The following is a 25205-nucleotide window of genomic DNA, read 5'->3' as shown; positions in this document are numbered from 1 at the left end:
CCGTGGCAAGACAGGGCCCGGCCGGCCCGGTGCCCGACGGGCGCCGGGCACTGTCAGGGGAGCGCCCGGTCCAGATGGATCGCCGCGCTGATCAGGGCCAGGTGGGTGAACGCCTGCGGGAAGTTGCCCAGGGCCTCGCCCGACGGGCCGATCTCCTCCGCGTAGAGCCCCACGTGGTTGGCGTAGGTGAGCATCTTCTCGAAGACCAGGCGCGCCTCGGTCGTGCGCCCGGCCCGGGTCAGCGCCTCGACGTACCAGAACGAGCAGAGGTTGAAGGTGCCCTCGTCCCCGGTCAGCCCGTCGCTGCCGTCGGCGGCGTACCGGCGCACCAGGCTGTCGCTGACCAGGTCCGTGCCGACCCGGTCCAGGGTGGACAGGAAGCGGGGGTCGGTCGGGCCGGAGAACTTCACCAGCGGCATGCAGAGCAGCGACGCGTCCAGCCGCGGCGAGCCCGGGAACTCCATGTACGCCCCGAGCTGGGGGTTCCAGGCCTCGTTCTGGACGAACCGGTAGGCCCGCCCGGCGTGGTCCTTCCAGTCGTTGGTGGGCCCGGGCAGGCCGCGCTGCCGGGAGATCCGGCAGGCCCGCTCGAACGCGACCCAGGTCATCACCGCCGAGTAGGTGAACCGCTGCCGCCCGCCGCGGGTCTCCCAGATGCCCTCGTCGGGCTGCTCCCAGTGCTGGGCCAGCCAGTCGAGCTGGCGCCCGAGAGCCTCCCAGAGCTGGAACGAGATCGGGACCTGCTTGTTGTAGAGGTAGACCGAGTCCATCAGCTCGCCGTAGATGTCCAGCTGGAGCTGGCCGGCGGCGCCGTTGCCGATCCGGACGGGCTTCGACCCGCGGTAGCCCGCGAGGTGCTCGAGCACGATCTCGTCCAGGTCGGCGTTGCCGTCCACGCTGTAGAGCACGCTCAGGCCCTGGTCGGGGGGTGCCTCCTTGCACCGCTGCTCCAGCCAGTCCATGAACGCCGCGGCCTCGTCGGTGAAGCCGAGGGCCATGAGCGCGTAGGTGGTGAAGGCGGCGTCCCGGATCCAGGTGTAGCGGTAGTCCCAGTTGCGCACTCCGCCGAGCTCCTCCGGCAGGGAGGTCGTGGGGGCGGCGATGAGTGCCCCGGTCGGGCGGTACACGAGCAGCTTCAGGACCAGGGCCGAGCGGAGCACCATCTCCCGCCAGCGGCCCTGGTACCGCGCGGAGCGCAGCCAGTTCTGCCAGTACCCGAGGGTCCGGGCGAACAGGGTGTCCGCCTCCCCCGTCTGCAGGGGCCGGATTTCGGAGTCCCACTCCAGCACGATGTCGGACGTCTCGCCCGTCGCCAGCTCGAAGTCGCAGGCGACCGCTGTTCCCACCACCCGCAGCGGTAGCGCCGTGCGCAGGACGAGGCGGCCGGACGCCGACTCGAAGACCGCTCCCGACCCCGGCACCAGGGTCACGGTGTGGGACGCCCGCCCATAGTCGAAACGGGGGTCGCAGCGCAGCTGGAACCCGGCCGTGCCGCGCACGGCGCGGGCCTGCCGGACGATCACGTGCGGTGTCTCGGTGCGGTCGTTGTCGACCGGGATCATGAAGTCGACGACCTCGCCCACCGCTGACGGGGTGAGGAACCTCGTCATCAGGATGTTCGAGTCGGGCAGGTAGAGCTGCTTGGCCTTCGACTCGCCGCAGTGGATCCGGAAGGAGCCGCCGCGGTCAGCGTCCAGCAGGCTCGCGAAGACGGACGCGCCGTCGAAACGCTGCGGGCAGTACCAGTCGATCGTTCCGTCCGTGGCCACCAGGGCCACGGTGCGGAGATCACCGATGACCCCGTGCTCCTCGATCGGCGGGTAGTCGGATCCGGGCATGCAGTTCTCCGCGCGTGGGATGTCCGGGCGAGCCGGAGAGACGGGCTGTGCGGCAAGTCCTGGGAAGCGGCAGGTCCTGAAGGTTCCGCGCGTCTTCCGCCGGGTGGTCACTGCGCCCACGTCGACGTGGTTAGCCGAAGGTACCCCGCCCCGGCAGGCGGACCGGCCTCTCCGGCAAGCCACAGAGCACCGCCGAAGGTGCCCCCGACCACCCGATCGGGGTGGTGACGGCCTGCCCCGGTCAGGCAGGCGGGGACTGGCTCCGGCGAGGTGAACCGCCAGTTCTGACAGTCGGGTCGCCTTCGGGGGCGACCGCGGCGGCCATGGCCCGCGCGGGTGGTCCCGCGCGGGCCATGGGGTCTTGGGTGTCCGGCGTCCGGGCAGGCACCCTACGATCACGACATGACGAAGCAGTGGCCGGCCATCGCGGACGGCCGAGCCGGCCTTGTCATGTTCGCCCGCGGCGACCGGGTCTTTCCGGTGGATGATCTCGGCGGCGGTGTGTGGTCCAGGCGTGGGACGGTGCTGTCCGTGCACCCGCTGTCGTGGGAGGAGACGCAGCCCTCGTCCGGTGGCGTGCGGGTGGACGCCACCCCCGCTGCCACCTCCGGGTGCGCCCGCGCGACGGTGCTGTGGGACGACGGCTCCGCGGAGGTGCTGGCGGAGGACAAGCTCTGCCTGGTCTACGACCAGGAGGCGCCCGTGGGTATCCGTGTGGTCACGATGCCGATGAACCAGCCCTGCGACGTGGTGGACCACGGCGGGCAGGTGGTGCTGGTGCTGCGGGAGGGCCTGCTGCCCCCCGAGGCCGTCATCGCGCTGCGTGCCGGGCTCGGTCGGGTGCGCGCCGCACTGACGCCGGGCCACACCGACACCGCCTCGGCGGTCGAGCAGCGGCGCAGGGACCTCGGTCTGCTCAACGCTCTGATCGCCGAGATGACCGGCACCGGCGTCGCGCCCACCGGCACGAGCGGGGAGCCTGCCCGGAACCCGAACGCCGGGCGTCCAGCGGCGGCGGTCGGGCGCCCTGACGTGTTCGTCGGACGTCCGGACATGGGCGTGGAGGACATGGTGGTCGGCCCGCCGGGCAGGGCGGCGGCGAACCCCGGGACGGGCCCGCTGCCCGGTGCTGGGCCGCAGGCACTGCCCAGGAGATGACCCGGAGACAACCCGGCGCACCGACCGCGGGCCGGGGGACCGCGTCGGCCCGGTGCGCCTGATCCGGTGCTTGAGAGAGCCGCGGCGCCGCTGGTCGTCAACCGGCGGGAGAGGCGGGGACTCGGACCGCCGCGGGCTCAGGGCCCCTGAGAGCAGGGCCGCGCGGGCTCAGGAGGTCGAGTACGGCCCCGGACGCACCCCCGGACCGTAGGCGTTGCCGTTCATGCCCGCGCGCGGCTGCTCGGTCATGGCCTGGCTGACCTTCGACGCGATGGCTTCGGTGAGCCGGATTGCCTGGGTGAGCGAGAGATTGAGGACGATCTCGCTGTCATCGGTCATCGCGAAGCGTACCGACACATCCGCCATGCTCTTTCCTCCCATTTCAGGTCCCCCGGACACCCGTGGCCGGTGGCCGATCGTGCCGAGGAGGCCCTTGAGGACCGCCTCATCCCCGCGGCCAAGGGACGTGGTGACCGATCCACGATCCCCGATCGGGTTGTCGGCGCGTGCGTGACCCCCCTCGTTCGGGGATGTGGCGATGCTGGTAGCCGTCGGTGTTGTGGACTTTCGGTGACTTCCCATGGTCGAAAACGTCTCCCCCGTACCGACCTCGCCTGACCGAGGTCATCTCTCGGTGATGGTCCCATCTCGTGGCGTCGTCAGCATTCAGGGGAGTTTTCGGTAAAGGTGACATGAGACACGACTGTGGTCTTATCTGAGGGTCATCCTGTGTCCTGTTTCCGCTCCCGGCGGCTCGGCGGCAGTCGAACCGCCGGGAGCGGCACCCGGGGGCGGCTGTCCGTGCCGGCTCGGGGGCGGCAGGCTGCCAAAAACGGTCAGATCCACCCCGGGAACCACATCCGCATCCGCCAGGACGAGTACGGAATCACCTCGGCGGCCAGAATCGGATAGAAATAGGCAAACAGGAGGACCACGGCCACCGTGTACACACCGACTGCCAGCGCGCCGGTGAGCCGCCTGACGTCGGATGCCTCCCGCGGCCCCAGCACCAGCCCCGCCATCGCCGTCAGGCCCAGCACCAGGAACGGCAGCGACGGCAGCGCGTAGAAGAAGAACATCGTCCGGCCCGGAAGCAGCAGCCAGGGCAGGAACGCCGAGCCGAACCCGACGAGCACCAGCGCCGCCCGCCAGTCGCGGCTGCGCACCCACAGCACCAGCGAGCCGACCAGAGCCGCCGTGCCGCCCCACCAGATCGCCGGGTTCCCCAGCGCGATGACCTCCCGCGAGCAGCCACCCGGTGCCGTGCAACCCTCGGCGCCGAACACCGGCGAGCTGTAGAAGTAGGCGATCGGACGTCCGAGCACCAGCCAGCTCATCGGTGTCGAGCGGAACGGGTGGGAGTCGGACAGCCCCTCGTGGAACTTCAGGACCTGTTGCTGGTAGTCCCACCAGCTGCGCCAGGCATTGACGAAGCCGTCACCGTGCGCGTCCCGGTTCCAGCCGCCGTCGGTGACGAACCAGCCCGTCCACGTCGCGAGGAAAGTCACGGTGGGCAGGGCGACGAAGCCCACCAGCCAGCCGGGCAGATCACGGCGCAGCGCCCCCAGGAAGGGGGACGGCGCCCCCGCCGTGCGGCGGGCACCGACGTCCCACGCCAGGGCCAGCGCCGCGAAGCCCACCACGGTGTACAGCGCGCTCCACTTCACGCCCATGGACGCGCCGAGCGCGACTCCCATGAGGATCCGCCACGGGCGTGGGCCGAGACGTGGCCCGAACCGTGCGTCGGCGGACCCTGCCGCGCCCGGCTCCATCCGGTCGAGCCGGGCGGCCATCCGCCGGCGGCCGTCGTCGCGGTCGAGCACCAGGCAGGCCAGTGCGATGACGATGCCCGTCATCAGGAAGATGTCGAGGATGCCGATCCGGCTCTGCACGAACGCCAGCCCGTCCAGCGCCAGCAGGAGGCCGGCGAAGCATCCCAGCAGCGTCGAGCGGAAGATCCGCCGCGCGGCCCGGGCGAGCACCAGGACGGCCAGCGTGCCGGCGAGCGCGGACGAGAAGCGCCAGCCCAGCTCGGGGCTGCCGTGCGCGGTGCCCGCACAGTCGACATAGCCGAACAGCCACTGTGACGCGGCCATGAGCCACTTGCCGAGTGGCGGGTGGACGACGTACGCGGGCCCGTCGCAGGTCTTCGAGTTGATCTCGTACCCGGCGGTCATGAGACCCCAGGCGTCCTTGACGTAGTAGACCTCGTCGAAGTAGAGCCCGCGGGGTTCGGTGAGCCGCCAGAAGCGCAGGATGCCGGCGGCTACGGCGATGAGCACCGGGGCGACCCAGCCGACCAGCCGGTCGCCTGGCATCGGTGGGCACAGCTTCGCCCGCCGTTCCTGCCGCTCCCGCTCCCGCTCCGCCCGGCCGGCCGGGACGGCGGCAGTCGGCGCGTCCGCACCCGCACCGGCGTCCGCACCCGCACCGGCGTCCGCGTCGGGACCCGGCGGTCCGGTCTCGGAACGGGAAAGATGCGCCGTCGTCGCCGTCACACCGATCAGGGTAGGTCCTGGGCCCTGGCAGACTGGTCGGGTGTCCGGGACCCTGGTGCTGTGCGGTGCCCCGATCGGCGACCCACGTGACGCCAGCCCCCGGCTCGCCGAGGTGCTCGCGACCGCGGACGTCATCGCCGCGGAGGACACGCGGCGCCTGCGCCGGCTCGCCCACGCGCTCGGGGTCACGATCCGGGGCCGGGTGGTCTCCTGCTACGACGCGGTCGAGGGCGCGCGTGCCGCGATGCTCACCGAGCAGCTGCTCGCCGGCTCCACCGTTGCCCTGATCACCGACGCGGGCATGCCCGCGGTCTCGGACCCGGGTTTCCGCCTGGTCGCGGCGGCGTCACAGGCCGGCGTGCCGGTCACGGTCGTGCCGGGCCCGTCCGCGGTGACGGCGGCCCTCGCGGTGAGCGGGCTCCCCTCGGACCGGTGGACCTTCGAGGGGTTCCTGCCCCGCAAGGGCGGTGAGCGCCGCTCTCGCCTGCGCGGCCTGGCGGCCGAGCCCCGCACCATGGTGTTCCTCGAGTCCCCGCATCGTCTGGTGGCAGCGCTGCGCGAGGCGGCCGACGTCCTCGGCGGCGGTCGGAGGGCGACCCTGTGCCGGGAGCTGACCAAGACCTGGGAGGAGATCGTCCGGACGGATCTGGCCGGTCTGGTGGACTGGGCGACCGACGGCCGTGAGATCCGAGGCGAGTTCACCCTGGTTGTCGCCGGTGCTCCGGCGGGGGCCCGCGGCGGAGCTGACAGCGCGTTCGGCGGTGCGGCCGCGGGCCGGCCGGCCGGCCCGGCGGCGCTGGCCGCGGCGGTCGAGCACCTCGTCGCGGGGGGCATGACGCCGAAGGAGGCACGCAAGACGGTTGCCGCCGACCACGGGATCGGGTCCCGGCAGGTCTACGACGCGATCGTTGCCGCCCGCGCCGCGGCCGGGCCCGATGACGATGACGTTCGGGATCCCGCTTCCGGGAACGCCACCGGGTCTGAAGAGGGCTCCGGGTCTGAAGAGGGCGCCAGCTCGGAGAGCGGTCCGGGCGGTCCGGGTGGTCCGTCGCTGACCGGAGCCTGAACCGCGCGGGCCCGTTCCGCCGGTGCGGCACCGTGGCCGGAATCGGACGCGCCGGACCCGGCCTGCTGGCAACGGCGGCCGGGGGCGGGACACTGGATCGCAACAGCCGGGGCACGCCCCGCGCGCCGTGGTGGCTGAAAGAAACCGTCCGCCCGCGTCCGGCTCCACTCCGCCGGAGTGTGGACCGGTTTATGATGCGCGATGCAGGCGTCAGGGGGGCGGTTCGCACCCCGCGGGTAGCGGTTACGGCGGCTCGCGGTGCGACCGACGACGCGAGGGGGAGCTTTCATATGGCCGTGGCAACGACGGAGTTCTCGGTCCGGAGGACGGAGATTCCGGGGCTGCTCGTCTTCGACATCACCAGCATGGCGGACGAGCGCGGCTGGTTCCAGGAGAAGTTCCACCGGGCCAAGCTGGTCGCCGCCGGGCTGCCGGAATCCTTCGAGGTGGTGCAGACCAGCGTCTCCTTCAACCGGAGCGCGGGCGTGACCAGGGGTTTTCACGCTGAGCCCTGGGACAAGTACATCTCGGTGGTGGCCGGCCGGGTCTTCTGCGCGTACCTGGACCTGCGGGCGGGCGGGAACTTCGGGCGGGTTGTCACCGTCGAGATCGACCAGAACTGCGCGGTTTTTCTCCCCAGAGGAGTGGCGAACTCCTTCCAGACCCTGGAGGATGACACCTACTACATCTACAGTGTCAACCGGCACTGGAGTGCCGAGGAATACGACGACTACGTCTTCGTCAACCTGGCGGACCCGGCGCTCGGCGTGCGCTGGCCGATTCCGCTCGACGAGGCCGTGATCTCGGAGCGGGACCGGAACCACGCCGCGCTGGCTGATGTCCGTCCGTTTGACGAGGTGCCGGCATGAAGACGGCGGGGTCATCCGCGCACAGCGCCCGCGGCCGAAACGCTGCGAGTGGCCACGGAGAGTTTTCCGCAGGCAGGTCGGGATCGGTGTCGAAAGGTGGGCGCAGGCCGGTATGAAGGGCATTGTTCTGGCGGGAGGTACGGGTTCCCGGCTCTATCCCATCACCCATGCGGTCAGCAAGCAGCTCATGCCCGTCTACGACAAGCCCATGATCTACTATCCGCTCTCCACCCTGATGGCCGCCGGAATTCGCGAGATCCTCATCATCACCACCCCGCAGGACCAGGCGCAGTTCCAGCGCCTGCTGGGTGACGGTTCGCGGCTCGGCTGCCGGTTCGAGTACGCGGTGCAGGACGAGCCGCGTGGGCTGGCCGAAGCATTCATCATCGGAGCTGACTTCGTCGGCGACGACAAGGTCGCCCTCGTTCTCGGCGACAACATCTTCTACGGCGTCGGCCTGGGGGAACAGCTCAGGCGGTACACCGATCCGGTCGGTGGGGTTGTCTTCGCCTACCATGTCTCGGATCCGGAACGCTATGGCGTGGTCGAGTTCGACGACCGGCGGCGGGCGATGTCCATCGAGGAGAAGCCGGAGAAGCCGAAGTCGCGCTACGCCGTGACCGGCCTGTACTTCTACGACAACTCCGTTCTGGAGATCGCCCGGGCCACGACGCCGAGCGCCCGGGGCGAGCTGGAGATCACCGCGGTCAACCAGGAGTACCTGAGCCGCGGTGGCCTGAACGTGCATCTGCTCGACCGGGGTACCGCCTGGCTCGACACCGGCACGTTCAACTCCCTCATGCAGGCGGCCCAGTTCGTGCAGGTGATCGAGGAGCGGCAGGGTCTCAAGATCGGCTGCATCGAGGAGGTCGCCTGGCGGGAGGGCTTCGTCACGGACGACCAGCTGGCGGCACTGGTGCGGCCGCTGGCGAAGAGCGGCTACGGCGCCTACCTGCAGGGTCTGCTGGAGGGGTAACGCGGCAGGTGGCCCGCCGGGCGCGGGCCTCGAATCCACAGCGTGCACATCGTCCGCTGACGCCTGTGCAGGTAAACAGTGACACGCGTGAAACAGAGCACGTGCCGCCGCTGCCCAGGGTGGTCCGTCCGCCTCCTACCGTTGTGGGGATGACTGTGGACGCGCGACAGCGCCAGATCCGGCGGCTGGCGTCCCGCGGCGCGGTGTTGTGCACCCTGGTGCTGTTCGCCATGACCGTGCGGACGATTCTGTTGCCGAAGATCGACCAGCCTAGCCCCGTCGACGCGATCTTCATGCTCGGCGGACCGGGACCACGCCTCACCAGAACCCTCGAGCTCGCGCGGTCGGGCATCGCCCCGGTGGTCGTCATTTCCATGCCCGGCACGTGGCGGTGCCCCGACTCGTCGCGGACCGGCCGCAACGTGGAGATCATCTGCTTCTGGCCCGACCCGATGACAACCCAGGGGGAGGCCCGGGAGGCCGGACGGCTGGCCCGAACCCGCGGCTGGGAATCGATCATGTTTGTCACCGACCGTTCCCAGGACAGCAGGGCCCGGCTTCGAATCGGCCGCTGTTACGACGGCGAGATCCTCGTGAGCGCTGTCGAGCCCCGCCTGCGCGACTGGCCGTACCTCTTCGCCTACCAGACCGCCGCGACGGTCAAGGCACATGTCCTGCAGCGCGGCTGCTGAACAGCCGACGTCAGCACTCCCGCTGGACGACGAGGGCCTTGCCCATCGCGGCCCACTCGTAGGCGATCATGTACGGCCACATGCGCCGGGGCGGCGACACCGGGCTCATCAGGACCTGCCCGGGGTAGCAGCGCGCGAGCCGCAGCCGCGCCCGGGTGGTCTGGCTCGTCGAGGTGATCACCAGGACGGATCGCCAGCCGTAGCGGGCGGCAGCGGCGGCCGTCCAGCGCGACTCGCCCTGGGTGGTGAGGGGATCCGGCGCGAAGCAGATCACCTCCACACCCGGGATCGGCGGGGGGCAGGGGTCGTCCACCGTGGGCACCGAGACGGCCAGTGTCGGTGCGTAGCCGGCCTCGGCGAGCGCGACGGCGTGCTCGATGCGGCCGGGGCTGCCGGCGAACATCACGATGGCGTCCACCGGCGCCGGCTCGTCCCGCCCTGGGAAGACGAACAGCCGGGCGGTCGCGCCCAGGAACAGCAGACTGCTGACCCCCAGCGCCACGGCCACGGTGGTGCGCCGCCGCCGTCCGGTGCCCCGGGCGCTCCCCTTGCCGGGCCCCCTGCCGGGCCTCGTGCTGGTGGCGCGGCGCGGCTTGGCGGAGCCTTCGACCGGTGCTGACATGCGGGCCCCGTCAGCCCGGCCGGCGGGCGCCGAACCCGCCGGCACCGAAGCCACCGGTGCCGAACCCGCCGGTGCCCAGCCCCGGGCGCGGGCGCCCCAGGCGGAGCGGGCGTGGGCCGGCGCCGCCCTGCGAGGGCAGGGGAAGCGTCGGTTCAGGGCCCGCGCCCACCGGCGGCGCCTGGGCGGACCTGTCATCCGGAGCCGCGGCCGGCGCGCGCCGGCCGGCAGGGTCCCGGCCGGCGGCGTCCCGGCCGGCGGCGTCCCGGCCGGCGGTGTCCGGACCGTCACTCGCGCCGGCAAGGCCACCGGGAGGCGGTGCGTTCCAGCGCGGATGGTGGAAGGGCGCGCGGGCGGAGTCCCGGGGCCAGACCGTCCAGGACGCACCGGACTGCCACTGCACGATCGGCACCTGGTGGCCGACCTGGAGCCCGGTCGCCTGGTCGAGGCGGAAGCGGCCGAGCAGCGTGGTGGTGTCGAGCCCGCGGGCGGCGGCCAGGAGCGAGGCGTCACCGACGCGGCCGCAGAGCCGGATGCAGCGCCCCAGGATGAGGCCCGACACGTACGCCCACGCCGCGGTCGTGGTGGGCGGCACCCCGTGCAGCGCGGTGAAGTCGGCGGAGAACTGCCGCGCGGTCGGCCCGGTTCCCGTCTCGTCGGCGTTGTCCGGTGCCCAGCTCGCCGGGGCCAGCAGGCCCTCACGCAGGGCACCCAGCGTCGCCGTCGCCTCCGCGCTCACCGCGGTGGAGAACGCGGCGGCCCGCCACGAGCGGCGCAGCAGGATGTTGGCGATCTCCAGCTCGTCCTCGGCGCTGCCGTGCACGATGAGGACGTCCGCGGGCGCCAGCGGACGGGCCGCCGCGCCGCCGCGGCCGGGTGCGAAGGTGTTCGACACGACCTCGTAGCCCTGCGCCCGGGCCGCCGCCCGGCACACCGACGTCAGCTCGACGGCCATCTCGCCGGAGGCGAGCAGCGCGACGCGGCGGGCCTGCCGGTCGACGGAGCGGACCGCTGCCAGCACCCCGCGCGGCCAGGTGGACGCCGGAGCGGCCATGTTCACGATGTGCGGGAACGACTGGCGGACGAAACGGGTGGACGGCGCCCCCGCGTTGATCACGAGACGGTCCGTGGCGCCGAGCGCGGCCAGTGCCGCCCGCGCGCCGACCGGGCCGAAGACCGCCGCCGGCTCGGCGGCGACCGCCGCCCGCATCGCGCGGACCGGGTCCGGGTAGGCGTCGTACGCCGTCACACCGATCTCGTCCCAGGGGGGCGGGAGCCGTTCGTCACGGGCCCAGAGCGTCATGCCCCGCAGCGCCGCCAGGCCGACGGCGGCGTCCGGTCCGGTCAGCGGCGTGACCAGCGCGACAGGAAGCGGTGTCGTCATGGCCGGGAGCCCGTGAGGTCAAGCACTCCCTCAGAATCCCACGGCCGCCACGGTGACACGCCCGGCGGGAGCCCTAAGATCTGGCGTGGGGTGGCCCGTGTGCGGCACCCCGGTGACGACGGGCGAGACGGGTGAGGAGCGGACGGGTGGCGAGAAACTCCGGTCGGTCGGGTGATCCGCCGCCGCCCCCCGAGGCGCTGCCCGTTCCCGCGGTCGACGCGCACTGCCACCTCGACCTGATGGACACACCGGTCGTGGAGGCCATCGCCGCCGCCCGGTCGGTCGGCATCACCCGGATGATCACGGTCGGCGTCGACCTGGCGACGAGCCGCTGGCAGGCCGGTGTCGCCGCCGAGCACCCCGAGGTGCGCGCCGCGGTCGCCATCCACCCGAACGAGGCCGCCGGCGGGGTGCCCGAGGAGACCTTCGAGGCGATCGCCGCGCTCGCCCGCACGGCCGGGGTCGTGGCCGTCGGGGAGACCGGCCTGGACTACTACCGCACCGCGCCGGAGCAGCACGCCGCCCAGCAGGAGAGCTTCCGCCGGCACATCGCGATCGCCCGGGAGACCGGCCGCGCCCTGATGATCCACGACCGGGAGGCGCACGACGACACGCTGCGCATCCTCGCCGAGGAGGGGGCGCCCGAACACGTCGTCTTCCACGCCTTCTCCGGCGACGCGGCGATGGCGAAGGTCTGCGCCGACGCCGGGTACGTGATGTCCTTCGCCGGCAACGTCACCTTCAGGAACGCCGAGGCGCTGCGGGAGGCCGCCGCCGTCGCGCCGGCCGAGCTGCTGTTGGTCGAGACCGACGCGCCCTATCTCACCCCCGTCCCGTGGCGCGGGCGACCGGGCGGGCCCTACCTGATCCCGCTGACCCTGCGGGTACTCGCGCAGACCCGTGGCGTGGCCGTCGACGAGCTCGCCGCCCAGGTGACCGCCAACGCGGAACGGACCTTCGGGCCCTGGTAGACACCGACGCGCTGCTCTCGCCGGCCGACATCCGCGAGCTCGCCCACGCGCTGGACCTGCGGCCGACGAAGCGGCGCGGCCAGAACTTCCTGGTCGACCCGAACACCGTCCGCCGGCTGGTCCGGCTGGCCGCGATCGGCCCGGACGACGTCGCCCTCGAGGTCGGCCCCGGGCTGGGCTCGCTGACTCTCGGGCTGGTCGCCGAGGCGGCCGCGGTCGTCGCGGTCGAGGTGGACCCGCCGCTCGCCGCCGCCCTCCCGCTGACCGCCGCCGCCCGGCTGCCCGCGGCGGTGGCGCGGCGGCTGCACGTCGTCGAGGCCGACGGGCTGCGGGTGGGGCCCGCCGACCTGCCGGCCGAGGTCGCCGCCCCGACCGTGCTGGCGGCGAACCTGCCGTACAACGTCGCCGTCCCGCTGCTGCTGGGGCTGCTGGAGCGGTTTCCGACCGTGCGCCGCGGCCTGGTGATGGTGCAGGCCGAGGTGGCCGACCGGCTCACCTCGCCGCCGGGCGGGCGGATCTACGGCGTGCCGAGCGTCAAACTGGCCTGGTACGCCCATGCGCGCCCGGCCGGCGCGGTGCCCCGCCCGGTGTTCTGGCCGCAGCCCAACGTCGACTCCGGCCTCGTCGCGTTCGAACGACGGGCCGCCCCGCCCGCCGACCCGGACCTGCGCGTGGAGGTCTTCGCGGCGGTCGACGCGGCCTTCGCCCAGCGGCGCAAGACCCTGCGGACGGCGCTCGCCCCCTGGGCGGGTTCACCGGCGGCGGCCGAGCGGCTCGCCCGGGCCGCGGGCATCGACCCGGGCGCCCGCGGCGAGACCCTCGACGTCCACGCGTTCGCCCGCCTCGCGCACGAGGCCCGCGCTGCCCGTGCGGGCGGCTGACCCCCGCCGACCAGCCGGCCAGCTGATCAGCCGGCTGGCTGACCCCCGCCGACCAGCCGGCTAGAGGTCGACGCCGATGGCGCGCCGGGCGCCGGCGAGCACCGGGCGGGCTCGGTCGCGGGCCTTCTCCGCGCCGGCCGCGAGGATCGTGTCCAGCTCGCTGCCGGGGGCGACGAGCTCCTCGTACCGGGCCCGCAGCGGGGTGAGCCAGGCGTCCAGCGTCTCGAACAGGGCGTTCTTCAGCTCGCCCCAGCCGGTGCCGCCCTGCTCGAGGCGGACGCGCATGTCCTTCACGGCCTCGGGGCTGGCGAAGTTCTCGTAGATCTGGAAGGCCGCCGAGCTGTCCGGGTCCTTCGGCTCCTCGACGGGGGTGCTGTCGCTGACGATGCCGCGGACGAGCTTGCGCAGCCGGGACGGCGGCGCGAACAGCGGGATCGTGTTCCCGTACGACTTGCTCATCTTCCGGCCGTCGGTGCCGGGCATCGTGCGGGCGTTCACCCCGGTCGGGATGATCGCCTCGGGGATCTTCAGGCTGTAGGTGGAGCCGAAGAGGTGGTTGAACGAGCCGGCGATGTCGGCCGCGTACTCGACGTGCTGGATCTGGTCCTGCCCGACGGGGACCACGTCGGAGCCCATGATCAGGATGTCGACGGCCATCAGGACGGGGTAGTTGAACAGCCCCATGTTGACCCCGGCGTCGAGGTCGGCGACGCCGTTCTCGGCGTTGCGGTCACGCGCGGCCTTGTAGGCGTGCGCGCGGTTCATCAGGCCCTTGCCCGTGACGCAGGACAGGATCCAGGCGAGCTCGAAGATCTCCGGGACGTCGGACTGCTTGTAGAAGACGGTGCGCTCGGGGTCGAGGCCGAGCGTGATCCAGGTGGCGGCGACGGACCGGGTGTACGCCGCGAACTTCTCCCTGTCCCGGATCGAGGTGAGGGCGTGGTAGTCGGCGATGAAGTAGATCGACTCGTAGTTCGCCGTCAGCTCGAGCGCGGGGCGGATCGCCCCGATGTAGTTGCCCAGATGGGGATCGCCGGTCGGTTTGATCCCGGTCAGCGACACCCGTGGGCGGTCCTGCGTCATGCCCGGAGATTCTACGGCCAGCCCCCGACAGCCCCGGCGGCCGAGACCGGTCCGGTACCGAGGCGTCGGCGGCGGGTCTTCAGGCGTCCCCGCCGAACAGGCCGGTCACCGACCCGTCCTCGAAGACGGCCTTGATCGCGGCGGCGATCAGCGGTGCGATCGACAGCTCGGTCAGCTTGTCGATGCGCGCCTCGCTGGGCAGCGGAAGGGTGTTGGTGAGGACGACCTCGCTGATCTCGGAGTTCTTCAGCCGGTCCGCCGCCGGGCCGGACAGCACGCCGTGGGTGGCGGCCGCGATGACGTTGGCCGCGCCGTGCTCCTTCAGCGACTCCGCGGCCTTGGTGATCGTCCCGGCGGTGTCGATCATGTCATCGACGATCACGCAGGTGCGGCCGTCGACCTCACCGACGACGTCGAACATCTTCACCTGGTTCGGCACGTCCGGGTCGCGCCGCTTGTGGATGATCGCCAGCGGGCAGCCGAGCCGGTCGGTCCACCGCTCCGCGACCCGGACCCGGCCCGAGTCGGGCGCGACGACCGTCACCTCGGACGTGTCCAGCTTGCTCTCGATGTAGTCGGCCAGCAGTGGCAACGCGAACAGGTGGTCCACCGGCCCGTCGAAGAAGCCCTGGATCTGCGCGGTGTGCAGGTCGACGGACATCAGCCGGTGCGCGCCGGCGGCCTTGAACAGGTCGGCGACCAGGCGGGCCGAGATCGGCTCCCGCCCGCGGTGCTTCTTGTCCTGACGGGCGTACGGGTAGAACGGGGCGACCACGGTGATGCGCTTCGCGCTGGCGCGCTTGAGCGCGTCCACCATGATCAGCTGTTCCATCAGCCAGGTGTTCACCGGGGCGCCGTGGGCCTGCAGCACGAAGGCGTCGCACCCGCGCACCGACTCCTCGAACCGGACGAAGATCTCTCCGCTGGCGAACTCGTAGGCGTTCGTGGGCACGGGCTCGACGTCGAGCTCGCGGGCGACCTCGGCCGTGAGCTCGGGGTGCGAGCGTCCAGCGAAGAGCATCAGGTTCCGGCGGTTCTCGGTCTGGTATCCCACCGTGTTCTCCTCAGGGCATGACTGGCGGCGCTGACAGGCGGCCGTGACAGGGACGGTTGTGGGCGTGGAGTCCTTGCTGGGACGACGCACCCTCGCTCGGATGGTGCCCGTTCCGTGCCGGGGCCCGGGCACCGCGATCGCCCGGTCAGGTCGGCCCACCCGGTCCGATCGGGGCGCGTACGGGAGCCGGAGGGCGGGCGATCTCAGGACAGGGAGCCCGCTGCGCGCGCCGGCCGCTGACCAAAAGCCCTGATCAGCACACGCTCGGCCAAACCCTTCCTACGTTCGGCCCCCGGGCGTGCAGACGCCAGCGATGAGCCGGGATGAGGATCCGGCTGTGCTTCAACTCACGCTCCGGGCCGGTGCCCCGCCCCGTTCCGAGCCGCGTGCAGCGCGGCTTCGGCGGCGGCCGCGGCGGGGCTGCCCGGCCGACGGCGCAGCACCCAGTCCACCAGGGTGCGCTGCCGGCCCTCGCGGACGGCGAGGGCGCCCGGCGGGACGTCCTCCCTGATCACGGAGCCGGCGCCGGTGTAGGCGCCGTCGCCCACAGTGACCGGCGCCACCAGCATCGTGTCACTGCCGATCCGGACGTCGGAGCCGATCACCGTCCGGTGCTTGGCCACCCCGTCGTAGTTGACGAACACGCTGGTGCAGCCGATGTTGCTGCGCTCGCCGATGACCGCGTCGCCGACGTAGGCGAGGTGCGGCACCTTCGACTCGGCGCCGATCTCGGCTGCCTTGGTCTCGACGAAGGCCCCGATCTTGCCGTTCCGGCCGAGGGTGGTGCCGGGGCGCAGGTGCGCGAACGGGCCGACGACGGCGCCCGGGCCCACCTCGCAGCGTTCGGCGACGGATCGGGTCACCCGGGCGCCCGGGCCGACGGCGGTGTCGACGAGGGTGCAGTCCGGTCCGACCTCGGCGCCGCGGGCGAGTCGGGTGGCGCCGCGCAGATGCGTGTTCGGCTGGATCGTCGTGTCCGGCTCCAGGACGACGCCGGCGTCGATCCAGGTGGAGGCCGGATCGACGATCGTGGTGCCGGCGAGCATGGCCGCCCGGACGATGCGGTCGCGCAGCACCAGGCCGGCGTCGCTGAGCTGCAGGCGGTCGTTGACCCCGGCGGCCTCGGCCGCGTCGGCGAGCGTGTGTGCGGCCACCGGCTGCCCGTCGGCGACCAGCAGGCCGACCACGTCGGTGAGGTACTCCTCGCCCTGGGCGTTGTCGGTGGTCAGCCGCTTGAGCGCGCCTCGGAGCAGCTCCAGGTCGAACACGTAGACGCCGGTGTTGATCTCCCTGATGGCGGCGGTGGCGGCATCCGCGTCGCGCTGCTCGACGATCTCGCGCACCTGGCCGCCGGGTGCCCGCACGATCCGCCCGTACCCGGTCGGGTCGGGAACGGCGGCGGACAGGACCGTGGCCGCGGCGCCGGCCGCGCGGTGCTGGTCGAACAGCCCCGTGACCGCCGCGGCGGTGAGCAGCGGGACATCGCCCGGCATCACCACGACCGCCGCGTCGGGCGGGAGGCCCTGCAGCGCGCCCAGGGCGACGCGCACGGCGTGCCCGGTGCCGCCCTGGCGCTCCTGTACCGCCGTGACGACATGTGGGGCCCGCTCGGCCAGCAGGGCGGTGACCTTCTCCCGCCCGTGGCCGACCACGACGACGGAGTGCTCCGCGCCGAGCGGGCCGGCCGCGTGGAGCACGTGCTCGAGCAGGCTGAGCCCGGCGACGTGGTGCAGGACCTTGGGCGTCTCCGAACGCATGCGCCGACCTTCGCCCGCAGCCAGGACGATGACCGCCGCCGGACGTACCTCAGTCACACGAGCTCCCCGGAATCTCGACGGACCTGGTGGTGGTGCCACTCCCACCCGGAACGACGTGCCGTGGACAACGACGTGCCATGGACGACGACGTGCCGTGGACGGCCCCGGCCGACTCGCGGAGGGTGAGGTAACGGCAGCCAGCCTACCGGGTCGGGCCTCCGGCGAAGACCAGGCGGGCCTCGTGCCGGACCGGCCGGTCGTAAGGCGGCACGGAATAAGAAGAATGTTTTGGTGGGACTGCCCATGAAACACGATCGCGGCGGTTTGTATATTCCGCGGACCCGGCGTCCCCTCGCGCTCCGCCGCCACGACTCGAACGTGGACTAAGGGAACCAAAATCCCCTGTGCTGCCTATTACACTACGGCGGACCGTTGAGGGAGGACCGTTGCGGGCGTACCGTGGAGAAGGTAACCGTCCGGAAAGCGTCGGCCACTCTGCGCCCACTCTACCATCGTGCCGGCTCTCGGAAGAAATGTTCGGGGTCTCCGGCGTGCACTCGTGGTCCCGCCGGGTGGTGTGCGGTTCGGGCTGTCGCCGCAGGGATGCGGTCGCCGGGGCGGGGCCGGCCGGCCACGGCCGGTTGTCGTCGTACCGCCGCGGTGTGGCCTCGCCTTCGTCCGGTGTCGGTGTGGGCACGGATGGCCCTCCGTCGCCCGGGGAACGCAAGGTGATGATCTTGTTGTGAGGGGTGTCGGGGGGTGACGAAGTGGGAATCCTCGCTCCGGTATCCGACGTGATCCGCCAGCCCGCGCCCCCTGTGTGCCCGTCCGCCCCGCCCGTTTGCGTGGCGGACGCCGTGATTGGTGCCCGTTGTCACGTGGGCGGGCTAACGTGGCGACCAGAGGGTCGGCAGTGAGCGGCCCACCGCGACGGACGGGATGAAGCAATGACCGCTACCGACACGGTGAAAGCCACCGAAACCAGGCATCAGGGCGCGCCCACCGCCGGCAGTGACGGTGAAGTGACGGGCACCGGTCAGCCCGAGCCGTCGACCTCATCGACCGCGGCGGGGCGCCACACCACCGCCCCGAGTTCGCTGGCCCGTGCCCGCGGTGAACAGATCGTGCTGGTCACGACCATCCTCATTCCCTTCCTCGCGCTTGTCGCGGCGGTTCCGCTGTTGTGGGGGCGGTGGATCTCCTGGCGGGACGTCATACTGGCCGTGGTGATGTACGCGATCACGGGCCACGGCATCACCATTGGATTCCACCGCTATTTCACGCACCGGGGATTCAAGACGTCCAGGCCGGTGCGGGCCGCGTTGGCCATCGCCGGCAACATGGCCATTGAGGGCCCGGTGATCCGGTGGGTCGCCGACCATCGCCGCCATCATGCGTTCAGCGACGCCGACGGTGACCCGCATTCGCCCTGGCGTTACGGAACCGGCTCGGCGGCGCTCGCCCGCGGGCTGTGGCACGCGCACATCGGCTGGCTTTTCGACGTCGAGCAGACCGACCAGCGCCGCTACGCCCCCGACCTTCTCGACGACCCGATGATCGTGCGGATCAGCCGCTCCTTCGCGCTCTGCGCCTTCGTCAGCCTCGCGCTGCCAGCCGTCGTCGGCGGGCTGTGGGGCGGCTCGTTCGAGGCCGCCGTCCAGGCGTTCTTCTGGGCCTCGCTGGTCCGGGCGGCCCTGCTGCACCACGTGACCTGGTCGGTGAACAGCATCTGCCACGTGATGGGGTCCCGGCCGTACCGCTCGCGGGACCGCTCGGGCAACGTCTGGCCGCTCGCGCTGCTCTCGATGGGCGAGTCCTGGCACAACCTGCACCACGCCGAGCCGACCTCGGCCCGGCACGGTGTCCGCCCGTGGCAGATCGACACCAGCTTCTACGGGATCAAGCTGATGGAATCCCTACGGCTGGTCCGGGACGTCCGCTGGCCCGACCCGGCGCGGCTCGAGAGCAAGCGCGTCTGACCGGTCAGACGCAAGCGCGGCTGACCGGTCAGCCGGCAAGCTCCGACAGCTCGAACCAGCGCTCCTCCAGCGCGGCGGTCTCCGCCTCGGCCCTGCGCAGCTCGTCGTTGAGCTGGCCGATCACCGCGTAGTCGCTCTGGTCGTGGGCCGCCATGCGTTCATGGATGCCGGCGATCTTCTCCGAGAGGCGTTCCAGCCGCCGCTCGGTCGCGCTCAGCTCCTTGCGGGTGGCGCGCTCCTCGGCGCTCGAGCGGCGGGGAGCGCTCGGTGCCGGATCGGCGCGGGAGCTGCCCGAGGCGCCCGGTGCCGGCGTGCCGGCCTCCCGGAGGCGCAGGTACTCGTCCACTCCGCCGGGCAGGTGCCGCAGGCGCCCGTCGATGATCGCGTACTGCTGGTCGGTGATCCTTTCGACCAGGTAGCGGTCGTGCGAGACGACGATGAGCGTGCCCGGCCAGGAGTCGAACAGGTCCTCCATCGCGGCGAGCATGTCGGTGTCGACATCGTTCGACGGTTCGTCGAGCACGATGACGTTCGGTTCGGACAGCAGCAGAAGCAGCAGCTGGAGCCGTCGCTTCTGCCCACCGGAGAGCTCCTTGACCCGGGCCGACAGATGCTCGCGGGCGAAGCCGAGGCGTTCGAGGAGCTGCGCCGGAGTCAGCTCCCGGCCGTCGATGACGTAGGTCGTCCTGGTGCGGGCGAGCACGTCGCGCACCCGGTCGTCGGCGATGTCCTCCAGCTCGCGGAACTGCTGGTCGAGCACCCCCAGCCGGACGGTCTTGCCGCGCTTCACCCTCCCGGAGGTGGGCTCGAGCGTCCCGGCGACGAGGTTGAGCAGCGTGGACTTGCCGGCGCCGTTCGCGCCGAGGATCGCGGTGCGTTCGCCCGGCGCGATCCGCCACTCGACGTCCCGCAGCACCTCGCGACCGTCGAACGACACCCCGGCGTCGAGCAGGTCGATCACGTCCTTGCCCAGGCGCGCGACGGCCAGCCGGGACAGCTCCAGCCGGTCCCGCGGCGGTGGCACGTCCGCGATGAGCTGGTTCGCGGCGTCGATCCGGAACTTCGGCTTGGACGTGCGGGCGGGGGCGCCGCGCCGCAGCCAGGCGAGCTCCTTGCGCATCAGGTTCTGCCGCTTGCCCTCGACCGCCGCCGCCTGCCGGTCACGCTCGACCCGCTGCAGCACGTAGGCCGCGTAACCGCCCTCGAACGGCTCGACGATCCGGTCGTGCACCTCCCACGTCGTCGTGGCGACCTCGTCGAGGAACCAGCGGTCGTGCGTGATCACCAGGAGCCCGCCCGCGTTCCGGGGCCAGCGGGACCGCAGGTGCGCCGCGAGCCAGGTGATGCCCTCGACGTCGAGGTGGTTGGTCGGCTCGTCCAGGGCGATCACGTCCCAGTCGCCGACGAGCAGGGTGGCCAGCGCGACCCGGCGGCGCTGCCCGCCGCTGAGGGTGCCGATCCGCGCGTCCCAGGCGATGTCGGGTACCAGGCCCGCGATCACGTCGCGGACCTTCGGGTCACCGGCCCACTCGTGCTCGACGCGGTCACCGACGATCGAGTGGCCGACGGTCGAGGCGTCGTCCAGCGTGTCGGACTGGTCGAGCATTCCCATCCGCACCCCGCCGCGGCGGGTCACCCGCCCCGAGTCGGGCTCGACCCGGCCCGACAGCATCCCCAGCAGCGAGGACTTCCCGTCGCCGTTGCGGCCGACGACGCCGATCCGGTCGCCCTCGTTCACCCCGATCGTGACCGCGTCGAACACCACGCGCGTCGGGTACTCCAGCCGCAGCGCCTCGGCCCCCAGCAGATGTGAGCTCACAGGCGGACACCCATCAGGGGCTCGGGCGCGACCCGGGCGACCCGCGTGTCCCGGGCGACCCGCGCCCGGGACGTCACGACAACCGGTGCCGGAAGCCGACTCACGCCGGTGACGAGGCGGAGGGCGCGGGGGAGACCGGCGGGACGGGGGGAGTGGGTGCGGTGGACGGCCGGCTCACCTGGGCACCGGCCACCGGCCCCTGGGCACGCCGCACCGCGCGGGCGACACCCATGCCGGCCAGACTGGCCGCCAGCGAGACACTCGCCGCGGCGTCACGGGCGAGGAACGCGCAGGTCGGGCCCGAGCCGCTGACGATCGCACCGATCGCACCGAGCTCGATCCCGCTCTCCAGCACCCGCCGCAGGGACGGGCGCAACCGCAGTGCCGCCGGCTGCAGGTCGTTGACCAGGGCGGCCCCGAGCTCCTCGGGATCACCGCTGCGCAGGGCGGCGAGAACCGCGTCGGCGGGCGTCGGGCCGGTCCGCAGCCGGCCCTCGGCGAGCCGGTCGAACTCCGCGTAGACGGCCGGCGTGGACAGCCCGCCGTCGGCGAGGGCGAACACCCAGTGGTACTCACCACGCCCCAGGACGTCGGTCAGCTGCTCGCCGCGGCCGGTGCCGAGCGCCGTCCCACCGGTGAGCGGGAACGGGACGTCACTGCCGAGCCGGGAGGCGAGCTCGACGAGGGTCGCGCGGTCGAGCTCCGTGCCCCACAGCGCGTCGCAGGCGACCAGGGCGGCCGCGGCGTCGGCGCTGCCGCCCGCCATGCCGGCGGCGACCGGGATGCCCTTCGACAGGGTCAGGTGGATGGCCTCCCCGCGGATGCCGGCGGCCTCGGCGACCAGGTAGGCGGCGCGGACGGCGAGATTGTCGCGGCCGGTCGGCACCACGGAGATCGACGGCTCGGCGGCGGCACCCGCCGGGGCGCCGGCACGGTCACCAGTGTCGCCGGGGGCCCCGGTGCCGCTGTCGTCCTCGCCGTCGGTGGCCGGGCCTGCCGGCTGGGCGCCTTCGCCGGCGACACCGACGGTGACCACGATCGGGTCCTCGTCGGTGAAGACCGGCGCGGAACCATCCGGCCCCGAGACGGACTCGAGCGGAACCGAGGTCGCGGTGATCTCGTCGTACAGCGAGACGGCCTGCAGGATCGTCGTGACTTCGTGGTACCCGTCAGGGCGCAGCGGACCCACCCCGAGGTGCAGGTTGACCTTCGCGGGCGCGCGGACGGTGACGGCGGGCTGGGCGTGGCCGGGTTCGGCGGTGCGTCGACCCGGATTCGATCGAGGCAGCGGACGCTCCTTGGCTCAGGCGTCGCTCGCGAGCGAGCGCGCTCGGCATGGCCGGTGGTGGTCACCAGGGCTTGCGCTCAACTTATCGGTCGCGACGTCCGATCGGCCCGGCGCGCCGGGCGGACGTATGAGTCCGGTCCGGGCGGGTACTCCGTCGGGTGCACGGCACCGTCGGGACGTGGGAGCCGTTGCCGGGTGTTGCCCCGGTGGCTCCGCAGGTGTTCGGCGACGCGCGGTCGGGCTGGCCAGGCCGGTCGGCCGGACGAACGGAACCGTGACACGGAGGGAAATCCATGACGACCACCTCACGGAACCAGTCCCCGCCGGACGCGGCGCATCCAGGGCTGGGAGAGACCCGGGAGGACCACCGCAACGGCGCCTCCACCTTCGACTCCGGTTCCGGGCGCGCCTCCGGTTCCGGGCGCTCGGCCTCCCCGGCCCGGCGGACGTCCACCGAACTGATCACGGCCCAGGGCCGGACGTCGATCGCGGACTCCGTCGTCCGCAAGATCGCCGGTGTGGCCACCAGGGAGGTCGCCGGGGTGCACGATCTCGGCTCCGGCGGCAGCCGCGCGATGGGCTCCTTCCGGTCCCGGTTGCCGGGCACCAGCCCGAGCGTGTCGCAGGGGGTGACGGTGGAGGTGGGCGAACGGCAGGCCGCCATCGACCTCGATGTGGTCTGCGAGTACGGCGTCTCCATCGTCGACCTGTCACAGGCGGTGCGGCGCAACGTCGTCGACTCGGTCGAGCAGATGACCGGGCTCGAGGTCACCGAGGTCAACATCGCCGTGGACGACGTCTACATCGGCGACGACGAGGACTCCGAGACACCACCCCGGGTCCAGTGACCAGCAGCGTGGCGGACGCCGGCCCCGACGCGGACGCCGGGATCGCCGCGGCTGCTGACGGCCACGTCCGTCCGGCCGTGGCCGCGGTCGCGGACGCCGGTGCCGGTGCCGGGACCGTCGGCGAGGGCGAGGGCGACGGTGAAAGGGCTGCTGCGGTTGCGCGGCAGGTGACCGCATGTCCCGACGTGGTCCGGCTCGTCGGTCACCCGGCCCGGTACGGCACCGGCTGGGACGGGCATGGATACGGCCACGATGGCGGCCTGGAGGGAGCAGGCGATGCGGGCGAGCTGGCGACCTACGTCGGCGGGCGCCGGATCGAGGGCGTGCGGGTCGGCCCGGACGCGGTGGTCGTGGCAGTGGCCTGCCGCTTCGGCCCGACCATGGCCGAACTGGCCGCCCAGGTCCGGGCCGCGGTGCTCATCGCCATGCCGACAGCTCCGCGGATCGATGTGATCATCGATGACCTCGAGGTGGACATCCCGGCCTGGGCCGGTGTCACCTGACCGTGGCCGCCCCGGAGGGCGGGCTCGGGCCGGGGGAGCGGCCCGAACCTGCGGCGGCCACGGGCCCGTCGGCACCGGAGCGGGCGGCGCCCAGGCAGACAGGGCAGACAGGGCGGAGGGCGAGGCCGCGCGAGCCGCGCGGCGACGGTTCATCCTGGCGAACCATCCGGACCGCGGTGGTGATCCGGCCGAGTTCGCGGCGGGTCTGCGAGCCTTCGGGTCCGCGCCGCGGGTGAGCTCGCCGCCGGTCGGCCCGCCGGTGAGCTTCTACCGCCGCCGGAGCGCGCTGCACCGGGCGCTCGCCCGCGCGGCGGCCGTGAACTGGAAGGGCCCCGTGAACTGGAAGGGCGTGAACTGGAAGGGCGTGGCCGTCAACTGGAAGGTCCCAGCCGCTCGGCTGAGACTGGGCTTCGAGACTGCTCACCGCCGTGCGTCACGACGCGACGGCCACAGGTGACGCTGCGGCGACCCCGCCGCGTGTCCGCGAACCCGCCGGGGCGGCCTGGCGGCTGGTGAAGGAGGTCCTGGATGCGATGGGGTCCGCTGGGGCTCGTCGCCGGGCTCGTCGCTGGGCTGGCACTGGCCTTCGGCGGCTTCGGGGAGTTCCTCATTGTTCTGCTCTTCGGAGCCATCGGGCTGTTCGTCGGCAAGATCGTCGATGGTGACATCGAGCTGGGCCGGTCGGACCGTGACGGGTTCGCCGGCATGCGGCGCCGGAGGCGCCCGTGACCATCGAGCTCCCGGACCGTGTCCGCTCGGGAGGGGCGCGGCGCCCGGGGTCGGTGCGGATCGCGGAGCGGGTGGTGGCGAAGATCGCCGCCGGGGCCGCGGCGGACGTCGAGGGCGTCACGGCCCCGTCCCCGCGGCTGGCGGTCGGCGCGGCCACCCGGCTTCGCGGCTGGGCCAGCCGGGTCGTCCGTCCGGGGGATCGCGCCCGGGGGCGGCCGGCCGGCGGCGGGTACCGGCCAGGCCCCGGACACGGGTACCGGCCAGGCCCCGGACACCGGCCAGGCCCGGTGCGACGGAGCCCCGGCCAGCGGCCCGAGGGCTGGCCCGAGGTGAGAGCGAAGATCGTCGACGGCGGCGTGTGCGTGGCTCTGACGTTGTCCGTCACCTACCCCGCGTCGGTCAGCGGGACCGCGGAGGCGGTCCGGGACCGGGTGCGTGAACGGGTCGCCGCCCTCGCCGGGCTTCCCGTCACGCGGATCGACATCCAGGTCGCAACGCTGTGCGGGCGGTCCGGGGCACACCCGTACTGAGCCGTCGGTGGACAGGTCGGAGGGGGGCGCCATGCGGGTCGGAAACCGGCTTCCCGCCGCGCTGGTGGCGGGGGTGCTCGCCGCCGGCGGCGTGATCGCGGTCCTGGAGATCATCGCGGCGGCCGGAGGCCAGGGACCGATGGTGGTCGACTGGCCCGGCTGGTCGGCGCGGCTCGCCAGCTGGGCGTGGTCGTCCGGCGCGGTCCGGCTGTGCGGCGTGCTGCTGGCGCTCGCCGGCCTGGCGGTACTCCTGCTGAGCCGCGCCGCGGGTGGCGGCGGTCGGTTCGAGGCTCACCCGAGTGCGGCCGGGACGGTCATGTACGTCCGCCGCCGTGCCCTCTCCCGTGCTCTGCGGGCAGCGGCGCTCTCCGTCGACGGGATCACCGCGGCGTCGGTCCGGGTGCGCCGCCGCCGCGCCGTGGTGCGGACCCGGCTGCGGCCGCGTACCTCGGCCGGCGCGGTGGCGCAGGTCCGGACGAGGCTCGCGGGCACCGTGGAGTCCTTCGACCTCACCCGTCCACCACGGCTCGTGATCGAGGTGGGCGGACGCGCCGTGAGGGGACCCAGGTGAGGCCCGGCGGCAGTCCCGCGCGCCACCTCGCCGCGGACGGCAGGCCGCCAGTCGCCCCCGGCACCTCAGCCAGCTCAGCCAGCTCAGCCAGC

Annotated in this window: 24 protein-coding genes and 1 tRNA gene; 14 read left to right on the top strand and 11 right to left on the bottom strand. The window is 72.8% G+C overall.

Features of this window, described 5'->3' with window-relative positions; genetic code table 11:
• Positions 1–53: 53 nt before the first annotated feature.
• A complete protein-coding gene (locus tag B207_RS0101220) occupies positions 54–1838 on the bottom strand; it encodes a glycoside hydrolase family 15 protein (protein ID WP_018634683.1) in 1785 nt (594 codons plus the stop codon).
• Between the two features lie 402 nt (positions 1839–2240).
• Here B207_RS0101220 and B207_RS32010 point away from each other — a divergent pair, with 402 nt between their 5' ends.
• Positions 2241–2996, top strand: coding sequence for a hypothetical protein (locus tag B207_RS32010; RefSeq protein ID WP_018634682.1), 756 nt, complete (start codon positions 2241–2243; stop codon positions 2994–2996).
• Between the two features lie 168 nt (positions 2997–3164).
• Here B207_RS32010 and B207_RS0101210 read toward each other — a convergent pair whose 3' ends face one another.
• Both B207_RS0101210 and B207_RS0101205 read right to left on the bottom strand, forming a co-directional pair.
• Positions 3165–3362, bottom strand: coding sequence for a hypothetical protein (locus B207_RS0101210; RefSeq protein WP_006541195.1), 198 nt, complete (start codon positions 3360–3362; stop codon positions 3165–3167).
• Between the two features lie 470 nt (positions 3363–3832).
• Positions 3833–5494, bottom strand: coding sequence for a dolichyl-phosphate-mannose--protein mannosyltransferase (locus B207_RS0101205; protein WP_018634681.1), 1662 nt, complete (start codon positions 5492–5494; stop codon positions 3833–3835).
• Positions 5495–5534: 40 nt separating this feature from the next.
• Between B207_RS0101205 and rsmI the strand changes: the two genes are divergently transcribed.
• The 4 genes from rsmI (at position 5535) to B207_RS0101185 (ending at position 9097) form a co-directional block, all read left to right on the top strand.
• Complete coding sequence (gene rsmI / locus B207_RS0101200; RefSeq protein WP_018634680.1) at positions 5535–6560, top strand: 16S rRNA (cytidine(1402)-2'-O)-methyltransferase; 1026 nt, start codon at positions 5535–5537, stop codon at positions 6558–6560.
• A 290-nt stretch (positions 6561–6850) separates the two neighbouring features.
• Complete coding sequence (locus tag B207_RS0101195; RefSeq protein ID WP_018634679.1) at positions 6851–7429, top strand: dTDP-4-dehydrorhamnose 3,5-epimerase family protein; 579 nt, start codon at positions 6851–6853, stop codon at positions 7427–7429.
• A 112-nt stretch (positions 7430–7541) separates the two neighbouring features.
• Positions 7542–8405, top strand: a complete 864-nt coding sequence (gene rfbA, locus B207_RS0101190; protein WP_018634678.1) for a glucose-1-phosphate thymidylyltransferase RfbA — start codon at positions 7542–7544, stop codon at positions 8403–8405.
• A gap of 149 nt (positions 8406–8554) precedes the next feature.
• Positions 8555–9097 carry a YdcF family protein gene (locus tag B207_RS0101185; protein ID WP_035739606.1) on the top strand — a complete coding sequence of 181 codons (543 nt, stop codon included), beginning with the start codon at positions 8555–8557 and terminating at the stop codon, positions 9095–9097.
• 10 nt (positions 9098–9107) lie between these two features.
• Here the strand turns inward: B207_RS0101185 and B207_RS0101180 are convergent, their stop codons facing one another.
• Together B207_RS0101180 and B207_RS32005 are read right to left on the bottom strand one after the other, a co-directional pair.
• Positions 9108–9719: a YdcF family protein gene (locus B207_RS0101180; RefSeq protein WP_230204768.1), complete on the bottom strand. Its 612-nt coding sequence runs from the start codon at positions 9717–9719 to the stop codon at positions 9108–9110.
• A gap of 10 nt (positions 9720–9729) precedes the next feature.
• Positions 9730–11100, bottom strand: coding sequence for an ABC transporter substrate-binding protein (locus B207_RS32005; protein WP_018634675.1), 1371 nt, complete (start codon positions 11098–11100; stop codon positions 9730–9732).
• Positions 11101–11246: 146 nt separating this feature from the next.
• Here B207_RS32005 and B207_RS0101170 point away from each other — a divergent pair, with 146 nt between their 5' ends.
• Positions 11247–12071: a TatD family hydrolase gene (locus B207_RS0101170; protein ID WP_018634674.1), complete on the top strand. Its 825-nt coding sequence runs from the start codon at positions 11247–11249 to the stop codon at positions 12069–12071.
• Complete coding sequence (gene rsmA / locus B207_RS0101165; RefSeq protein ID WP_026310545.1) at positions 12065–12952, top strand: 16S rRNA (adenine(1518)-N(6)/adenine(1519)-N(6))-dimethyltransferase RsmA; 888 nt, start codon at positions 12065–12067, stop codon at positions 12950–12952. The genes B207_RS0101170 and rsmA overlap by 7 nt, the downstream gene beginning before the upstream one ends.
• 60 nt (positions 12953–13012) lie before the next feature.
• Here rsmA and B207_RS0101160 read toward each other — a convergent pair whose 3' ends face one another.
• From B207_RS0101160 to B207_RS0101145, 4 genes are all read right to left on the bottom strand, one after another.
• The gene (locus B207_RS0101160; RefSeq protein WP_026310544.1) at positions 13013–14035 is read right to left on the bottom strand and encodes a tryptophan--tRNA ligase; all 1023 of its coding nucleotides are present in this window, start codon (positions 14033–14035) and stop codon (positions 13013–13015) included.
• Between the two features lie 79 nt (positions 14036–14114).
• Positions 14115–15089 carry a ribose-phosphate diphosphokinase gene (locus B207_RS0101155; RefSeq protein WP_018634671.1) on the bottom strand — a complete coding sequence of 325 codons (975 nt, stop codon included), beginning with the start codon at positions 15087–15089 and terminating at the stop codon, positions 14115–14117.
• A 347-nt stretch (positions 15090–15436) separates the two neighbouring features.
• Entirely contained in the window at positions 15437–16903 is a 1467-nt protein-coding gene (gene glmU / locus B207_RS32000) for a bifunctional UDP-N-acetylglucosamine diphosphorylase/glucosamine-1-phosphate N-acetyltransferase GlmU (RefSeq protein ID WP_084691943.1), read from the bottom strand.
• Positions 16904–17203: 300 nt separating this feature from the next.
• Positions 17204–17275: transfer RNA gene (locus B207_RS0101145), tRNA-Gln, on the bottom strand.
• A 518-nt stretch (positions 17276–17793) separates the two neighbouring features.
• Between B207_RS0101145 and B207_RS0101140 the strand changes: the two genes are divergently transcribed.
• On the top strand, positions 17794–18825 hold the full coding sequence (locus B207_RS0101140) for an acyl-CoA desaturase (protein WP_018634669.1): 1032 nt from the start codon (positions 17794–17796) through the stop codon (positions 18823–18825).
• 28 nt (positions 18826–18853) lie between these two features.
• Here B207_RS0101140 and B207_RS0101135 read toward each other — a convergent pair whose 3' ends face one another.
• Complete coding sequence (locus B207_RS0101135; protein WP_018634668.1) at positions 18854–20644, bottom strand: ABC-F family ATP-binding cassette domain-containing protein; 1791 nt, start codon at positions 20642–20644, stop codon at positions 18854–18856.
• A gap of 100 nt (positions 20645–20744) precedes the next feature.
• Entirely contained in the window at positions 20745–21833 is a 1089-nt protein-coding gene (locus B207_RS0101125; RefSeq protein WP_018634667.1) for a 4-(cytidine 5'-diphospho)-2-C-methyl-D-erythritol kinase, read from the bottom strand.
• 392 nt (positions 21834–22225) lie between these two features.
• On the opposite strand from B207_RS0101125, the gene B207_RS0101120 reads away from it, so the two are divergent.
• From B207_RS0101120 to B207_RS0101095, 6 genes are all read left to right on the top strand, one after another.
• The gene (locus tag B207_RS0101120; RefSeq protein WP_018634666.1) at positions 22226–22780 is read left to right on the top strand and encodes an Asp23/Gls24 family envelope stress response protein; all 555 of its coding nucleotides are present in this window, start codon (positions 22226–22228) and stop codon (positions 22778–22780) included.
• The gene (locus tag B207_RS36600; protein WP_018634665.1) at positions 22777–23283 is read left to right on the top strand and encodes a hypothetical protein; all 507 of its coding nucleotides are present in this window, start codon (positions 22777–22779) and stop codon (positions 23281–23283) included. The genes B207_RS0101120 and B207_RS36600 overlap by 4 nt, the downstream gene beginning before the upstream one ends.
• 232 nt (positions 23284–23515) lie before the next feature.
• Positions 23516–23740: a hypothetical protein gene (locus B207_RS39380; protein ID WP_154675064.1), complete on the top strand. Its 225-nt coding sequence runs from the start codon at positions 23516–23518 to the stop codon at positions 23738–23740.
• A gap of 71 nt (positions 23741–23811) precedes the next feature.
• A complete protein-coding gene (locus tag B207_RS0101105; RefSeq protein WP_018634663.1) occupies positions 23812–24012 on the top strand; it encodes a DUF2273 domain-containing protein in 201 nt (66 codons plus the stop codon).
• Positions 24009–24542 (top strand): Asp23/Gls24 family envelope stress response protein, encoded by a 534-nt coding sequence (locus B207_RS0101100; protein ID WP_018634662.1) that lies wholly within the window; start codon positions 24009–24011, stop codon positions 24540–24542. The genes B207_RS0101105 and B207_RS0101100 overlap by 4 nt, the downstream gene beginning before the upstream one ends.
• A gap of 31 nt (positions 24543–24573) precedes the next feature.
• Positions 24574–25113, top strand: coding sequence for a DUF6286 domain-containing protein (locus tag B207_RS0101095; RefSeq protein ID WP_018634661.1), 540 nt, complete (start codon positions 24574–24576; stop codon positions 25111–25113).
• Positions 25114–25205 lie beyond the last annotated feature (92 nt).

Origin of the sequence: Parafrankia elaeagni (assembly GCF_000374165.1) — a bacterium.
GTDB classification, from domain to species: Bacteria; Actinomycetota; Actinomycetes; order Frankiales; family Frankiaceae; genus Parafrankia; species Parafrankia elaeagni.
Note: the sequence above shows the minus strand (reverse complement) of the source record. Positions and strands in the feature narration are given on the sequence as shown.

Coding starts and splice junctions, on each gene's coding strand:
- B207_RS0101220 (WP_018634683.1), bottom strand. CDS start 1,838: ATGCCCGGATCCGACTACCCGCCGATCGAGGAGCACGGGGTCATCGGT.
- B207_RS32010 (WP_018634682.1), top strand. CDS start 2,241: ATGACGAAGCAGTGGCCGGCCATCGCGGACGGCCGAGCCGGCCTTGTC.
- B207_RS0101210 (WP_006541195.1), bottom strand. CDS start 3,362: ATGGCGGATGTGTCGGTACGCTTCGCGATGACCGATGACAGCGAGATC.
- B207_RS0101195 (WP_018634679.1), top strand. CDS start 6,851: ATGGCCGTGGCAACGACGGAGTTCTCGGTCCGGAGGACGGAGATTCCG.
- rfbA (WP_018634678.1), top strand. CDS start 7,542: ATGAAGGGCATTGTTCTGGCGGGAGGTACGGGTTCCCGGCTCTATCCC.
- B207_RS0101185 (WP_035739606.1), top strand. CDS start 8,555: ATGACTGTGGACGCGCGACAGCGCCAGATCCGGCGGCTGGCGTCCCGC.
- B207_RS0101180 (WP_230204768.1), bottom strand. CDS start 9,719: ATGTCAGCACCGGTCGAAGGCTCCGCCAAGCCGCGCCGCGCCACCAGC.
- B207_RS32005 (WP_018634675.1), bottom strand. CDS start 11,100: ATGACGACACCGCTTCCTGTCGCGCTGGTCACGCCGCTGACCGGACCG.
- B207_RS0101160 (WP_026310544.1), bottom strand. CDS start 14,035: ATGACGCAGGACCGCCCACGGGTGTCGCTGACCGGGATCAAACCGACC.
- B207_RS0101140 (WP_018634669.1), top strand. CDS start 17,794: ATGACCGCTACCGACACGGTGAAAGCCACCGAAACCAGGCATCAGGGC.
- B207_RS0101120 (WP_018634666.1), top strand. CDS start 22,226: ATGACGACCACCTCACGGAACCAGTCCCCGCCGGACGCGGCGCATCCA.
- B207_RS0101105 (WP_018634663.1), top strand. CDS start 23,812: ATGCGATGGGGTCCGCTGGGGCTCGTCGCCGGGCTCGTCGCTGGGCTG.
- B207_RS0101095 (WP_018634661.1), top strand. CDS start 24,574: ATGCGGGTCGGAAACCGGCTTCCCGCCGCGCTGGTGGCGGGGGTGCTC.